The sequence below is a fragment of the Shinella sp. NM-101 genome (genome assembly GCF_021401195.1).
Lineage (GTDB): Bacteria > Pseudomonadota > Alphaproteobacteria > Rhizobiales > Rhizobiaceae > Shinella.
The window spans coordinates 167,963-182,682 of the sequence record NZ_JACBFT010000011.1 but is presented as its reverse complement, the minus strand read 5'-3'; the positions used below and the strand labels follow the sequence as shown (position 1 = coordinate 182,682).

Here is a 14,720-nt window from a genome sequence, read left to right as displayed (position 1 = left end):
CACCATCAGACAGCGCCGCTTGAACCATCACGCCAAAGCGGCTTAAATCAACCCGCAAACCGAGCCGGAAACTCCGCTCTTCCAAAGCCCGAAAAGTCTCAGTTCATTTGACGACGGACAGATCACCTCGCAGCAAGTGACCATTTAGATGGCGCCGGCTATCTCATCGGATTTGCTGTGGAATGTGCTATCAAATCCGCAATCACATCCACACGTCCAGCAGCGGGTGCTCCCCACGTTCATCTGCCTAGACTGGTGGAAGGTGCCAGGAAGGCGCTGCAAGGCCGGCGTAAACACCCCATTTTCACTTTACTCCATCAAGCTACCTTTATGCAGGGATGGAGCATAGACGTTCGTTACGCTGGCAATGGTGCAGTGAACATCGAGCAATACAATCGCTGGCGAACGGACGCGAACCGTGCTTTGGCAGCAGCTAACCTAAAACGGCAGCGACAGACATGATACGCTACGATGATGCTTTGCCGCAGTTTGCAGCTTTGGTCCGAGCTGCAATAGGCGAGGCCGAAATGCTTAATCACACTTTCTTGCGTGATGCAGTCGGCCGTTTAACTTTCGTCATACTTGAACCTATCAACGAAGAGGCGTTGAAGATCATCCGTGAAGGAGCTCGCGCCCTCGCTCCTTGGGTTGACGCCGAAACGCCCATCGCCACTCCCGACGACTTGTTCGATCCTACACTCGCCGATCTAGGTGCAAGCCTACCGGAATTCATTGATGCGCAAGTATTCTATGGATTTGTCCGTCTCGTTGAACGACGTGTAGTCGGTCAGGATTGGCTGCGACCGCCAGCGGATCCTATTCCAGGCTTGCCGCCAATTGTGGTCTTCGCTAGCCATAAGGGTGGCGTCGGCCGATCCACTGCCTTAGCAGTTTCTGCCGCTGCCCTCTCACGTGCTGGATTCAATCTTCTCGTTATTGATCTAGATTTGGAGGCTCCAGGTCTAGGCTCTATGCTTTTGAGTGAGCTTCCCCGCTTCGGCACACTCGATTATTTTGTTGAATCTGGACTTCAGGATGTTGATCCAGCTTTCCTCGATGATCTAGTGGTCGCTAGCAACCTGACGGAGAACGGCCTTGTACACGTTGCCCCAGCCATTGGGAAAGAAAGCGAGGCAAGCCCGCAAAACGTACTGGGAAAAATTGCACGCGCATACGTCGAAAGATTAGAGGCTGATGGCCGGATAGTCTCCTTTCTTGATCGGACACGATCGCTAGTTACCGAACTTTGCAGTCGCTTTCGTTATGATGCGGTCTTTATCGACGCGCGTGCAGGTTTAAATGAAGCCACCGCTGCCGCCGTTCTGGGGCTAGGGGCGGAAATTTTGCTTTTCGGAGTAGACACTCCTCAGACTTTCGCTGGTTATAGCTACTTCTTAGCCCATCTTGAACGATTTCGTCCTGATGCATCAGGCGAAGAGGACTGGCGCTACCGTTTGCGAATGGTGCAGGCTAAAGCCCAAGGTAACCCGCAGGCCCAAGCAGACTTCCGTACTCATGCCTTCGAGATTTTCTCTGACACGCTTTATGACTTGGAAGAGGGTATTGAGGAAGAGGCCTTCAACTTCGATTACGATGATATAAATGCGCCACACTACGCATGGCCTATCCTCGACGATGCGAACTATGCACAATTCAACCCGCTTGCGCGGGATGATCAAGTCGCTCAGCATCTCTATGACCGTACCTTCGGTCCGTTCATCACGGCTTTGAGTGAGAAGATTGGACTGAAATCGTGAAAAAATCCAAGGCATCGTCAAATGATTACAAGACCTTGCGGGATGCACTTAGCAATCTACCGCCCGGTGCTGCTCACCAAGCTAACGCTCCTCCAAAGCTAGGGGAAATTTTCGCGCCGGCAACTCATGCCAATGCCCTAGATCCCCAGCGCTCGCTTGTCATCGGCAATCGCGGTGTTGGTAAAAGCTTCTGGTCAGCCGTGCTGACACACGACGAAACGCGAAACAAGGTCGCCATTGCATATCCACGCTTACCGATAAAGCAGATTCGCGCGACCTTGGGCTTTCATGAGGCCGCGGGAAAGGATGAGGGGCCGGCGCCGTCACCCGCTGCTCTTGCTCAACTTCAAAAGCAAGGATACGAACCTGAGACGATCTGGCGAGCTGTACTGATCAACGCTTTAAGGAAGAAAATCAACGAAGCTCTACCAACATCTACCAAAGATATCATAGCTTGGATGCAAGCAGACGTAGAGCGTACTGAGGCTGCACTTCGCCAAGCTGATCGTAGCTTTCTGGAAGACAAGAAAATATTTTTGCTTGTTTTCGATGCACTTGACCGCTTGGGCAAGGACTGGGAAACTATTACACCGCTCACGCGAGGAATTCTACGCTTGGCGCTGGATATGCGCGGCTTTCGTGCAATGAAAGCCAAGGTTTTCATACGTACTGACCAGTCCAAGGATGATACTCTTTTTCGTTTTGCAGATGCTTCAAAACTTCGATCAGACGCTGTAAGCTTAGTTTGGCGACGGGGAGAACTGTTTGGCCTACTCTACAACCACTTGCTGAAGGAATCTGGCAGCAGAGACGCGTTGGCCCGGTTCGCTGGCTATGAGGCAGTGCAGGATATTAGTGATGAATTACTGAATGACGAAGGTTTGCAAGAAGAGCTGTTTTATCGCCTCGCCGGCGAGTTCATGGGAGCTGGCCCCAAGCGCGGCCGAACCTACAATTGGTTATACGACCACTTAGCCGACACTTTCGGCGAAACCAGTCCTCGAAGTTTTGTTACAGCTCTCCAGCGTGCAGCTGACTATCGTCCAGCGCCGAAAGATTCGGTCATCGATCATAACGGTATTCGAGCTGGCGTTCAGGACGCCTCGCGCGTTCGTGTAACTCAGTTAAAAGAAGACTATGATTGGATCGATAAAGTGATGGGTGCGTTGGACGGTTTGGAAGTGCCTTGCGATCCGTCCATATTTTTACGCCGATGGACGGAGCGGAAAACCGTCTCTGATCTTCAAGCCGGCGCAAAGGGGGCGACCAGCCGGCTTCCTCTAGAACTCGCAAACAGCACTGATGCCTCGGAGGAGGCATTGCTACGCGCGTTGGCCAATATCGGCGTGATTGAGTTCCGCACCGAAAGTCGTATCAATATGCCTGATATCTTCCGAGTCGAGGCTGGAATCAAGAGGCGAGGTGGTGTGCGCCCACCATCGGCTCGGCGCTCGTGAAAGCCATTGGACCGACGCCACAATAAACAAGGTTAAACGTAGCGGGAAAACGATGAAGCTCGTCACTTATGGCCTTATCGAGACCAGTTTCTGGAAAGGGAGTGATAGAAGGGGGACCTTCTATCTGGGTTTTTCAAGGCGATAGAAGAGCACGCGAATCGCGCGGCTACCCGTCTTTGGAGTATCCGAGAAACAAATCACGCGCCAAGCTTCGCGAAAATGCGGCATATGAAGGAGGTGCTGAGAAAAGCAGCTGGCTTTGCCAATTAGCACAGCTTTAGCGCACTCGAATACCGCCTTATATAAATCAAATAGTTATAAACACCCCTTCCAATTGAAAATCCGCGTGTCGATGGTTCAAATCCGCCTCCGGGCACCACTTACTCCCCAAAAGAAACAGCGAAGTGCCGGCAAAGCGACGCCGCGTGCACACCCAGTTGCGCTGATCTGTGTGATTTCCATCCGTCTTTCTCGGCAAATCCTCGCGCTACGCGGGTAAAGGTTTTGCCCTCGTACCGGCGGCAGTCCGTTTCATTTTCATCAGTCTTCGCCCTGTTCGCCCCGGCCTTTTTCGGTTTAGAACTCCGGGCGAGGATTTCATGAGGAGCGGTGCGTGGCGATGATCGGGGCAGGAGAGTTTTCGCGGGGGACCTTTGTCGGGCGCGTCTGGCGGCCGGATGTGCAGGGGCCGGCGGTGGTGGTGCTGCGGGAAGGGAAGCTTTGTGACATCACGTCCCGCGACATTCCCACCATGCGCGACCTTCTGGAAAAGGACGATCCGGCGGCAGCCGCGCGCGCGGCGCCCTGCGAGGCCCTCGGCCCGCTCGATGCCGTGCTGGAAGCCTCCGTCGAAAGCACCGGCGATTTCTCCCGGCTCCACCTGCTCGCGCCCTGCGACCTCCAGGCGGTGAAGGCCTGCGGCGTCACCTTCGCCCGCTCGATGATCGAGCGCGTGATCGAGGAGAGGGCGGCGGGCGATCCGGCGCTGGCGGAGAAGATGCGCACGCGCGTCACGGCCATCATCGGCGACAGCCTGCGCGACCTGAAGGCGGGCTCGCACGACGCCGCGAAGGTCAAGGCCGTGCTGATCGAGGAGGGCGTCTGGTCGCAATATCTGGAAGTCGGCATCGGGCCGGATGCGGAGGTCTTCACCAAGGCCCCGGTGCTCGCCGCAGTCGGCTGGGGCGCATCCGTCGGCCTGCACCCGATCTCCAGGTGGAACAATCCGGAGCCGGAAGTCGTGCTCGCCGTCGACAGCGCCGGCCGCGTCAAGGGCGCGACGCTCGGCAACGACGTCAACCTGCGCGACGTCGAGGGCCGTTCGGCGCTGCTGCTCGGCAAGGCGAAGGACAACAATGCCTCCGCCGCCATCGGCCCCTTCATTCGCCTCTTCGACGAGACCTATTCCATCGAGGACGTGCGCAAGGCCGATCTCGATCTCCTGATCGAAGGCGAGGACGGCTTCGTGCTGAAGGGCCGCAGCACCATGCGCGAGATCAGCCGCGATCCGCTCGATCTCGTTTCCCAGACCATCGGCAGGCATCACCAGTATCCGGACGGCTTCATGCTGTTCATGGGCACGCTGTTCGCGCCCGTCGAGGACCGCGACGCGCCGGGGCAGGGCTTCACCCACAAGATGGGCGACCGGGTGACGATCTCCAATGCGGAACTCGGCGCGCTGGTCAACACCGTGCGCCTTTCCACCGAATGCCCGCCATGGACCTTCGGTGTCTCCGCGCTGATGCGCAACCTCGTTTCGCGCGGCCTTCTCTGACGTATCCTCGAATGCATGATCCGCGGCCCCGAAAATAAGGGGCCGCTCCTCCCAATCCCCGCCAAAGCGACTACATTAGGGAAGTGGCTTTCGTGGAGGAAGGCCTGCGGGCCGCCGCGCGGCCGCGAGGGAGGATCGACATGTATGACGCCGGCATGAGCTTCGGGCTTGGCGAGGATATCGAAGCGCTGCGCGAGAGCGTGCGGCGCTTTGCGGCCGACAGGATCGCCCCGCAGGCCGCCGCGATCGACCGCAGCAACACCTTTCCGATGCCGCTCTGGCGGGAGCTGGGCGATCTCGGTCTCCTCGGCATCACCGCGCCGGAAAGTTTCGGCGGCGCCGGCATGGGCTATCTCGCCCATTGCGTGGCCATGGAGGAGATCAGCCGCGCCTCGGCCTCGGTCGGCCTCAGCTACGGCGCCCATTCCAACCTCTGCGTCAACCAGATCGTCCGCAATGCCAGCAAGGAGCAGCGGGAACGGTACCTGCCCAAGCTGATCTCCGGCGAACATGTCGGCGCGCTCGCCATGTCCGAGCCGGGCGCTGGCTCCGATGTCGTGTCCATGAAGCTGCGCGCGGAAAAACGTGGCGACCGCTATGTGCTGAACGGCAACAAGATGTGGATCACCAATGGGCCTGACGCGGATGTGCTGGTGGTCTATGCCAAGACCGATCCCGACGCCGGCTCGCGCGGCATCACCGCCTTCCTCGTCGAGAAGGGTTTCAAGGGGTTTTCGACCGCGCAGAAGCTCGACAAGCTCGGCATGCGCGGCTCCAATACCTGCGAGCTGGTCTTCACCGACTGCGAGGTGCCGGAGGAGAACGTGATGGGCACCGTGGGACGCGGCGTCAACGTGCTGATGTCCGGCCTCGACTATGAGCGCGTCGTGCTGTCGGGCGGCCCGCTCGGCATCATGGCCGCCTGCCTCGATATCGTCGTGCCCTATCTTCACGAGCGCAAGCAGTTCGACCGGCCCATCGGCGAGTTCCAGCTCATGAAGGGCAAGGTGGCCGACATGTATGTCGCGCTCAATGCCTGCCGCGCCTATGTCTATGCCGTGGCAAGCGCCTGCGACCGCGGCGAGACGACGCGCAAGGACGCCGCCGGCTGCATCCTCCATTCCGCCGAGATGGCGACCAGGCTGGCACTGGAGGCCATCCAGTCGCTCGGCGGCAACGGCTATATCAACGACTATCCGACCGGCCGCCTGCTGCGCGATGCGAAACTCTACGAGATCGGCGCCGGCACCTCGGAAATCCGCCGCATGCTGATCGGCCGCGAAATCTTTGAGGAGACGCTGTGATGCCGGTTCTCCCCTCGGCCGTGAACACGCGCAACGAGACCTTCGCGGCAAACCGCAAGGCGATGCTCGACGCGCTGGCCCTGGTGGAAGAGGCCGCGAGCCTTGCCATGGACGGCGGCGGGGCGAAGGCGCGCGAGCGCCACCTTTCCCGCGGCAAGCTGCTGCCGCGCGAGCGCGTGGCGCAGCTCCTCGACCCCGGCTCGCCCTTCCTCGAAATCGGCCTCACCGCCGGCCACGGCCTCTATGACGGCGCCTCGCCCTCCGGCGGCCTGATATCAGGCATCGGCCGCGTCTCCGGCCGCGAATGCATGATCGTCTGCAACGACGCGACGGTGAAGGGCGGAACCTATTACCCCATCACCGTGAAGAAGCATCTGCGCGCGCAGGAGATCGCGGCGGAGAATCGGCTGCCCTGCATCTATCTCGTCGATTCCGGCGGGGCGAACCTGCCCAACCAGGACGAGGTCTTCCCCGACCGCGACCATTTCGGCCGCATCTTCTACAACCAGGCGCAGATGTCCGCCGCCGGCATCCCGCAGGTCGCCGTGGTCATGGGAAGCTGCACGGCGGGCGGGGCCTATGTGCCGGCGATGAGCGACGAGACCGTCATCGTCGAGAACCAGGGCACCATCTTCCTCGCCGGCCCGCCTTTGGTCAAAGCCGCGACAGGCGAGGTGGTGACGGCCGAGGACCTCGGCGGCGGCGACGTGCACACGCGTCTTTCCGGCGTCGCCGATCATCTGGCGCGCGACGACCGCCATGCGCTTGCCATCGCCCGGGGGATCGCCGCCAATCTCAACACGCAGAAGCCACCGGTCGTGAGGTCCGGCGGCGGCGAGGCGCCTGCTTACGACCCGGAAGAGCTTCTCGGCATCGTGCCGGCCGACACGCGCACGCCCTATGACGTGCGCGAGGTGATCGCCCGTATCATCGACGGCTCGCGCTTCGACGAGTTCAAGGCCCGCTTCGGCACCACGCTCGTCTGCGGCTTCGCGGCCCTGCATGGCCTGCCCGTCGGCATTATCGCCAGCAACGGTGTGCTCTTCTCCGAGGCGGCGCTGAAAGGGGCGCATTTCATCGAGCTCTGCGCCCAGCGTTCCATCCCACTTCTCTTCCTGCAGAACATCACCGGCTTCATGGTCGGCCGCAAATACGAGGTGGAGGGCATCGCCAAGCATGGGGCAAAGCTCGTCACCGCGGTCGCCACCGCAGGCGTGCCGAAGATCACGGTGCTGATCGGCGGCTCCTACGGCGCGGGCAATTACGGCATGTGCGGCCGGGCCTATTCGCCGCGCTTCCTCTGGACCTGGCCGAACAGCCGCATCGCCGTCATGGGCGGCGAGCAGGCGGCCGGCGTGCTTGCGACCGTGAAGCGCGAGGGCATCGAGCGGGCGGGCGGGAGCTGGAGCATGGAGGAGGAGGCTGCCTTCAGGCAGCCGACCATCGACATGTTCGCCCGCCAGAGCCACCCGCTCTATGCCTCGGCAAGGCTCTGGGACGACGGCATCGTCGATCCGCGCCGGACGCGCGACGTCCTGGCGCTCTCGTTCTCGGCGGCGCTCAACGCGCCCGTCGAGCCCACCCGTTTCGGCGTCTTCAGGATGTAGAGGAGGCAAGTCATGAAACGCGAATCGATCAATGCCAAAAATGCACCCGCCCCGCGCGGCGGCTATTCGCAGGCCGTGAAGATCGAGGACTTCAAGACGCTGGTCTTCGTCAGCGGCCAGATCCCCGTCTCGGACGATGACAAGGTGCCGGAGACGTTCGAGGACCAGGCCCGGCTCGTCTGGCGCAATGTCGACGCGCAACTGAAGGCGGCGGGAATGACGAAGGCGGACCTCGTCAAGGTCACGACGTTCCTCTCCGACCGGCATCACGCCACCGCCAACCGCGAGATCCGCAGCGAATATCTCGGCGCCCTCGCGCCGGCGATGAGCGTCGTCGTCACCTCGATCTTCGACGGAAAATGGCTGCTGGAAGTCGAAGCCGTCGCAGCCCAGTGAGAAGCGGAGCCGGGATGTTCAGGAAGATCCTCATCGCCAATCGCGGCGAAATCGCCTGCCGCATCATCCGCACCGCAAGGCGCATGGGTGTGGCGACGGTCGCCGTCTATTCGGATGCCGACCGGGCGGCGCTGCATGTCGGGATGGCCGACGAGGCGATCCGCATCGGCCCGGCGGAGGCGGCGAAGAGCTACCTGAACGGCCCGGCGATCATCGAGGCGGCGAGGGCGAGCGGCGCCGAGGCGGTGCATCCCGGCTACGGCTTCCTTTCGGAGAACCCCGGTTTCGTCGAGGCGGTGGAGGCCGCGCGCCTCGTCTTCATCGGCCCCTCCGCCAACGCCATCCGGGCCATGGGCCTCAAGGACGCCGCCAAGGCGCTGATGGAAAAGGCGGGCGTGCCCGTCGTGCCCGGCTATCACGGCGACAGGCAGGACGCCGCCTTCCTCGCCGGCGAGGCCGAGGCCATCGGCTATCCCGTGCTGATCAAGGCGCGCGCCGGCGGCGGCGGCAAGGGCATGCGGCGGGTGGATGATCCTGCCGAGTTCTCCGCCGCGCTGGACAGCGCCCGCCGCGAGGCCGAAAGCGCCTTCGGCGACGGCCGCGTGCTGGTCGAGAAATACATGGCCAAGCCCCGCCACATCGAGGTGCAGGTCTTCGGTGACGGGCACGGCCATGTCGTGCACCTCTTCGAGCGCGACTGCTCGCTCCAGCGCCGCCACCAGAAGGTGATCGAGGAAGCGCCCGCGCCCGGCATGACGGCGGAGATGCGCGCCGCGATGGGCGCGGCGGCCGTGCGCGCGGCGGCGGCGATCGGCTATAGCGGAGCGGGAACCGTGGAGTTCATCGCCGACGTTTCCGAAGGGCTCCGGCAGGACCGGTTCTATTTCATGGAGATGAACACGCGCCTGCAGGTGGAGCATCCGGTGACGGAGGCGATCACCGGCCTTGATCTCGTCGAATGGCAGCTCCGCATTGCCGCAAGCGAGCCCCTGCCGAAGCGGCAGGAAGAGCTTGCCATCGACGGCTGGGCCTTCGAGGCGCGGCTCTATGCGGAAAATCCGGCCCGCGACTTCCTGCCGGCGACCGGCCGTCTCTCCGTCTTCGATGTGTCGGATGGCGTGCGCGTGGATTCCGGCGTGCAGGCCGGCGATGTCATCACCCCCTATTACGATCCGATGATCGCCAAGGTGATCGCCCATGGCCGCGAACGCGCCGAGGCGCTGGCAAGGCTCGAAGGAGCGCTCCGGCAATGCCGCGTCGGCGGGCTGGTGACCAATGCCGGCTTCCTCGCCCGCCTCTGCCGCCTGCCGGCCTTCGCGGCGGGCGATGTCGATACGGGCCTGATCGGCCGCGCGGGCGAAAGCCTGCTGGCGGAGCCGGATGCCTCCGAGGAGGCCTTCGCGTTCGCCGCCCTCTCCGCGCTCGGCTTCCTCGAAACCGCCGCCGATCCCGACCCTTGGGGTCGGCTGCGCGGCTTCCGGCTGTGGGGCGAGGCGGCGCGAACGGTCTTTCTCGATCACGGCGGCGTGGAACATGTGCTGCGCGTGACAATCCGCGGCAAGGAGAATTTCCGGGTCGAGCACAATGGCCTTGCGACGGACCTGCGCCTGCAATCCGTCGACGGATCGTCCCTTCAGGTGGATGTCGACGGCCATATACTCCCGGCGACGGTTCACCGCGATGGGTCGGCCATCGCCGTCTTCTTCGGCGGCCACGGCCATGCCTTCGCGACCGCCGAAGAGGCCGGTCATCATGGCGAGGCGGCGGCGGGCGGCGACCGGCTTTCGGCGCCGATGCCGGGGCTGGTGCGGATCGTTTCGGCGGAGCCGGGCGCGCGTGTCGCAAGGGGCGAACCGCTCGTCACCATGGAGGCGATGAAGATGGAACTGGTGCTGGCGGCCCCGCGCGACGGCGTGGTGGCGGCGGTGCCGGTGGCGGTGGGCGACCAGGTGGCGGAAGGCGCGCTTCTCCTTGCGCTGGAGCCCGAGGAGGCGACATGAAGCGGCGCATCGAAATCGTGGAAATGGCGGCCCGCGACGGCTTGCAGAACGAAAAGGCGATCATTCCCGCCGCCGACAAGATCGCGCTGATCGACCTCCTCTCCGACTGCGGCTTCCGGCGCATCGAGGCGACGAGCTTCGTCAGCCCGAAATGGGTGCCGCAGCTCGCCGACGGCGCCGAGGTGATGGCCGGCATCCGGCGACGGCCGGGCGTTTCCTATTCGGCGCTGGTGCCCAACATGAAGGGCTACGAGGCGGCGCGGGCGGCCCGGGCAGACGAGGTCGCCGTCTTCCTCTCGGCCTCCGAGGGCTTTTCGCGCGCCAATCTCAACTGCTCGATCGCCGAGAGCATCGAACGTGCCCGCCCGGTGGCGGAAGCGGCGCGGCGCGACGGCGTTCCGCTGCGCGGCTATGTCAGCTGCGTCGTGCGCTGCCCCTATGACGGGCCGGTCGCGCCGCAGGCCGTGGCGGCGGTCGCCCGCCAGCTCCTCGACCTCGGCTGCCATGAGGTGAGCCTCGGCGACACGATCGGGCGCGGCTGGCCAAGCGAGGTGGCGGCCATGCTGGAGGCGGTGCTCGCCATCGCCGCGCCGGAAAACCTCGCCGGCCATTTTCACGATACGAGCGGAATGGCGCTCGACAATATCCGCGTCGCGCTCGATCATGGGCTGTCCGTCTTCGACGCCTCGGTCGGCGGGCTCGGCGGCTGCCCCTTCGCGCCCGGCGCGCGCGGCAATGCGGATACGCTCGCCGTCGCCGACATGCTGGCCGAGACGGATTACGAGACGGGGCTCGACCCGGAAAAGCTCGCCGCTGCCGCGGCCTTCGCCCGCCGCATCACCGGCATGCATCATGAGGAGGTGCAGCCATGAACTTCGAGACGATTTCCGTATCCGTCGACCGGCGCGGCGTCGCGGCCCTCACGCTCCGCCGCCACGCCCAGCACAATGCGCTGTCCGGCCTGATGATCCGCGAGCTGACGGCCGTCGCGGGCCTGCTTTCCGAGGACAGGGCGGTGCGGGTCATCGTCCTGACCGGGGAGGGCGAGAGCTTCTGCGCCGGCGGGGACCTCAACTGGATGAAGGAACAGATCGCCGCGACGCGCGAGGAGCGCATCGCCGAGGCGCGCCGCCTCGCGCTGATGCTGAAGGCCCTGCGCGACCTGCCGAAACCGCTCATCGCCCGCGTCAACGGGCAGGCCTATGGCGGCGGTGTCGGGCTCATCAGCGTCTGCGATGCGGCGATCGCCGTGGAGGGCGCCCGCTTCGGCCTCACCGAAACCCGCCTCGGCCTCATCCCGGCGACGATCAGTCCCTATGTCGCCGCACGCATCGGCCCCGCGGCCTTCCTGCGCTTCGCCACCTCCGCCCGCCTGTTCGATACGGCGGTCGCGCGCGACATCGGCCTCGTGAGCCGCATCGTGGCGCCGGAGGCGCTGGACGAGGCCGTGGAGACGGAGATCAAGCCCTATTTCGCGGCCTCGCCAAATGTGGTGGCGGCGGCAAAAGCACTCGCCCATGCGCTCACCCCGCCCATCGACGACAAGGTCATCGAGATGACGCTGACCCGGCTTGCCGATACCTGGGAGACGCCCGAAGCGGAGGAGGGGATTTCGGCCTTTCTGGAGAAGCGCAAGCCGGGTTGGGTGTTGGCCGACACGAAAGCGTGACGCCGCGGGTTTGGCTTGCCCCTCACCCTAACCCTTGTAACTTGGACTTTGCTTCCCGGACTGGCCGGTTCGAGGGGATTGGCGATCAAGCCCGATAACCCTGAGAACTTGAAGTTCGTGGGAGAGCAAGGGACACTCGCCAGGATTTCCCAAGCCCGTACAGTCGCTTGGGCCAAGCTCCGGCCGGGGACCAAGCCCGCTATGCGCAAGGATGGGACACCGAAATTCTCAACAAGCTCCTCATTCCCAAGCCCCTTCGTGGCTTGCAGCTCAAGACAGTCGCTCTCCCCGCAAGCGGGGAGAGGGGACTTGCCCCACGTAACGTTGGAAGTTTGGGAAGCCGTTGCGGCATATCCCCTTCTCCCCAGCGGGGAGAAGGTGCCGGCAGGCGGATGAAGGGGGATGCCGAAGGCAGAAAGAAAAGTTTCTCTTTGCCGCCCCCCTCATCCAACCCTTCGGGCCACCTTCTCCCCGGGGGGAGAAGGGAAGGACGGCGACGTCGAATTCTATAGGCGATGACCCTGCCGCCTACGGGGAGCAGGGGCGTACCTTACTTGCGGCTATTGGTTGAGGAACCCGGTGCGGCATATCTCCTTCTCCCCACTTGCGGGGAGAAGGTGGCCGGCAGGCCGGATGAGGGGCGGACCCCGGCCAAAAAAGACATCGCCCCTATTCGATGAACACCCGCACGCTCGCCGCCCGCCCGGCGGCGTCGATCACCGTCAGCGTCGAGAAGCCCGCGCCTTCCGGCGTCCACTGCGTCGTGCGCCGGCGTGCGGCGTCGGGCAGGACCTTGCCGTTGGCGAGCCAGCGGAAGGGCGCGCGGCCGCCCTGGAGCTTCAGGATGAGGGGTGAGATTTCCGCGCCGGCCGTCGCGCCGAGCTCCACATGGGCACCCTCCGGCGGATAGACGATCTCCGGCGCCGGCTCGCGCCCGGCGGTCGCGACGAGGCCGCTCGACGTGGTGGAGAAGCGGCGCATGCTGGCCGGCAGTTCCGATTGCGCGATGCGCACGGCGCCGGCCGGCGCGCGCGGCAGCGCGGTGATGGCGACGCCGGAGCGCGAGAAGGCTTCGAAGAGGATGGGCGCGGCAGCGCCATAGCCCGTCAGGCCCGGCACGGCGCCGTTGTCGGCGCGGCCCACCCAGACGCCGAGCACATGCCGGCCGTCGTATCCGACCGACCAGGCGTCGCGGTAGCCGTAGCTCGTGCCGGTCTTGTAGGCGATGCCGAGCCGGCGGCTGCCGGTCGGCGGGATGACGCCGGACAGCACGTCCGAGACATGCCAGACGGCGACGGGGTCGAGCAGCGGATCGCCGTCGATGACGGCGGCATCGCCCGTGATGCCGTCGCCGAGCCGGATCGGCATGCCGCGATTGGCGAGCGCGGCATAGAGCTGGGTGAGGTCGCGCAGCGTGATGCCGAGGCCGCCGAGGCCGATGGCAAGGCCGGGCGTCTCGCCCGGCGGCAGCTCCGGCCGCACCTCGGCGCGGCGGAAACGCACCATCAGCCGCGTCGGGCCGACGGCGTCGAGCAGGCGCACGGCGGGCACGTTGAGGGACAGTTGCAGGGCCTTGCGCACGCTGATGTCGCCCTGGTAGGTCATGTCGAAATTGCGCGGCCGGTAGCCGGAGAAGTCGGCGGGACGATCCTCGACGATGGTCTCCTGCGCGACGAGGCCCTCCTCGAAGGCGAGGCCGTAGATGAACGGCTTCAGCGCCGAGCCGGGCGAGCGGCGGATGCGCGTCATGTCGATCCAGCCCGCGCGGCTGCCGTCGAAATAATCCGCCGAGCCGACCTCGCCGAGGATCTCGCCGGTGCGGGCATCGGCCATCACCATGGCGATGGAGACCTTCGGCCCGAGCCGCTCGGCCGCCTCGTGGGCGACGGTCTCCAGCCCGTCCTGCACGGTGCGGTCGAGCGTGGTGCTGCGCGTGACCGCCTTCGGGTCCTTGCGCAGCGCGAGCTCCGAAAGATGGGCGGCATAGGACGGAAGCTGCCGGCGGCGGGTGGGGATGGCCTCGGCGCTCGCGCGCTCGGCCTCGCCCTCGCCGATGATATCGGAGACGGCCATGCGGTTCAGTACGCGCTCGCGCGCCTTTTCCGCCACCTCCCGGTGCCGGTCGGGCCGGCGCTTTTCGGGAAGCTGCGGCAGGGCGACGAGGAGGGCGGCTTCGGCGACGGACAGCCGCTTCGGTTCCTTGCCGAACCAGGCGAGGCTTGCCGCCCGCACGCCTTCGAGGTTGCCGCCATAGGGTGCGAGCGTCAGGTAAAGGTCGAGGATCTCGCCCTTGGAGAGCCGCCGTTCGAGCTGGACGGCGCGCGCCATCTGGCGCAGCTTGGCGAGCATCGACCGGCTCTCGCGCGGCTCGATCAGGCGGGCGACCTGCATGGAGAGCGTCGAGCCGCCCGAAACGATATGGCCGCTGGTGACGAACTGGCCGGCGGCGCGCAGCAGCGCCAGCGGATCGATGCCGGAATGCGCGTTGAAGCGCCGGTCCTCATAGGCAAGCAGCATGCGGACGAACTGTGGATCGACATCAGCGGCCGTGGTCTTCAGCCGCCAGTGCCCCTCCGGCGTCGCGAAGGCGCGCAGCAGCCGGCCGTCGCGGTCGAGCACTTCCTTCGAGACGGTGTCCGCCACCGCCACGGGCGGCGGATAGGCGCGGTCCGCACGGTCGAGCCCGAAGGCGAGGGCGGCAATAGCCGCCGCCCCGCTCAGGGAACCGACGAGGAGCTTGCGCCAGAGCGCCATGG

General features: G+C 64.4%; 10 protein-coding genes. 9 read left to right on the top strand and 1 reads right to left on the bottom strand.

Features of this window, described 5'->3' with window-relative positions; translation table 11 throughout:
- Positions 1 to 458 precede the first annotated feature (458 nt).
- The 9 genes from L0976_RS20175 to L0976_RS20135 all read left to right on the top strand — a co-directional run bounded on the left by L0976_RS20175 (position 459) and on the right by L0976_RS20135 (position 11,964).
- Positions 459 to 1,757 (top strand): ParA family protein, encoded by a 1,299-nt coding sequence (locus L0976_RS20175; RefSeq protein WP_234189009.1) that lies wholly within the window; start codon positions 459 to 461, stop codon positions 1,755 to 1,757.
- Positions 1,754 to 3,214, top strand: a complete 1,461-nt coding sequence (locus tag L0976_RS20170; protein ID WP_234189008.1) for a hypothetical protein — start codon at positions 1,754 to 1,756, stop codon at positions 3,212 to 3,214. Before L0976_RS20175 ends, L0976_RS20170 begins: the two co-directional genes overlap by 4 nt.
- Before the next feature lie 619 nt (positions 3,215 to 3,833).
- On the top strand, positions 3,834 to 4,988 hold the full coding sequence (locus L0976_RS20165; RefSeq protein WP_234189025.1) for a fumarylacetoacetate hydrolase family protein: 1,155 nt from the start codon (positions 3,834 to 3,836) through the stop codon (positions 4,986 to 4,988).
- A 155-nt stretch (positions 4,989 to 5,143) separates the two neighbouring features.
- The gene (locus tag L0976_RS20160; RefSeq protein WP_234189024.1) at positions 5,144 to 6,292 is read left to right on the top strand and encodes an isovaleryl-CoA dehydrogenase; all 1,149 of its coding nucleotides are present in this window, start codon (positions 5,144 to 5,146) and stop codon (positions 6,290 to 6,292) included.
- Positions 6,292 to 7,899 (top strand): carboxyl transferase domain-containing protein, encoded by a 1,608-nt coding sequence (locus L0976_RS20155; RefSeq protein WP_234189007.1) that lies wholly within the window; start codon positions 6,292 to 6,294, stop codon positions 7,897 to 7,899. Before L0976_RS20160 ends, L0976_RS20155 begins: the two co-directional genes overlap by 1 nt.
- A 12-nt stretch (positions 7,900 to 7,911) precedes the next feature.
- The gene (locus tag L0976_RS20150; RefSeq protein WP_234189005.1) at positions 7,912 to 8,295 is read left to right on the top strand and encodes a RidA family protein; all 384 of its coding nucleotides are present in this window, start codon (positions 7,912 to 7,914) and stop codon (positions 8,293 to 8,295) included.
- A 14-nt stretch (positions 8,296 to 8,309) separates the two neighbouring features.
- Complete coding sequence (locus L0976_RS20145; RefSeq protein ID WP_234189004.1) at positions 8,310 to 10,295, top strand: acetyl/propionyl/methylcrotonyl-CoA carboxylase subunit alpha; 1,986 nt, start codon at positions 8,310 to 8,312, stop codon at positions 10,293 to 10,295.
- Positions 10,292 to 11,167 carry a hydroxymethylglutaryl-CoA lyase gene (locus L0976_RS20140; RefSeq protein WP_234189002.1) on the top strand — a complete coding sequence of 292 codons (876 nt, stop codon included), beginning with the start codon at positions 10,292 to 10,294 and terminating at the stop codon, positions 11,165 to 11,167. The genes L0976_RS20145 and L0976_RS20140 overlap by 4 nt, the downstream gene beginning before the upstream one ends.
- Complete coding sequence (locus L0976_RS20135; RefSeq protein WP_234189001.1) at positions 11,164 to 11,964, top strand: crotonase/enoyl-CoA hydratase family protein; 801 nt, start codon at positions 11,164 to 11,166, stop codon at positions 11,962 to 11,964. The genes L0976_RS20140 and L0976_RS20135 overlap by 4 nt, the downstream gene beginning before the upstream one ends.
- A 669-nt stretch (positions 11,965 to 12,633) precedes the next feature.
- On the opposite strand, the gene pbpC is transcribed toward L0976_RS20135, so the two are convergent.
- Positions 12,634 to 14,718 (bottom strand): penicillin-binding protein 1C, encoded by a 2,085-nt coding sequence (gene pbpC / locus L0976_RS20130; protein ID WP_234189000.1) that lies wholly within the window; start codon positions 14,716 to 14,718, stop codon positions 12,634 to 12,636.
- Positions 14,719 to 14,720 lie beyond the last annotated feature (2 nt).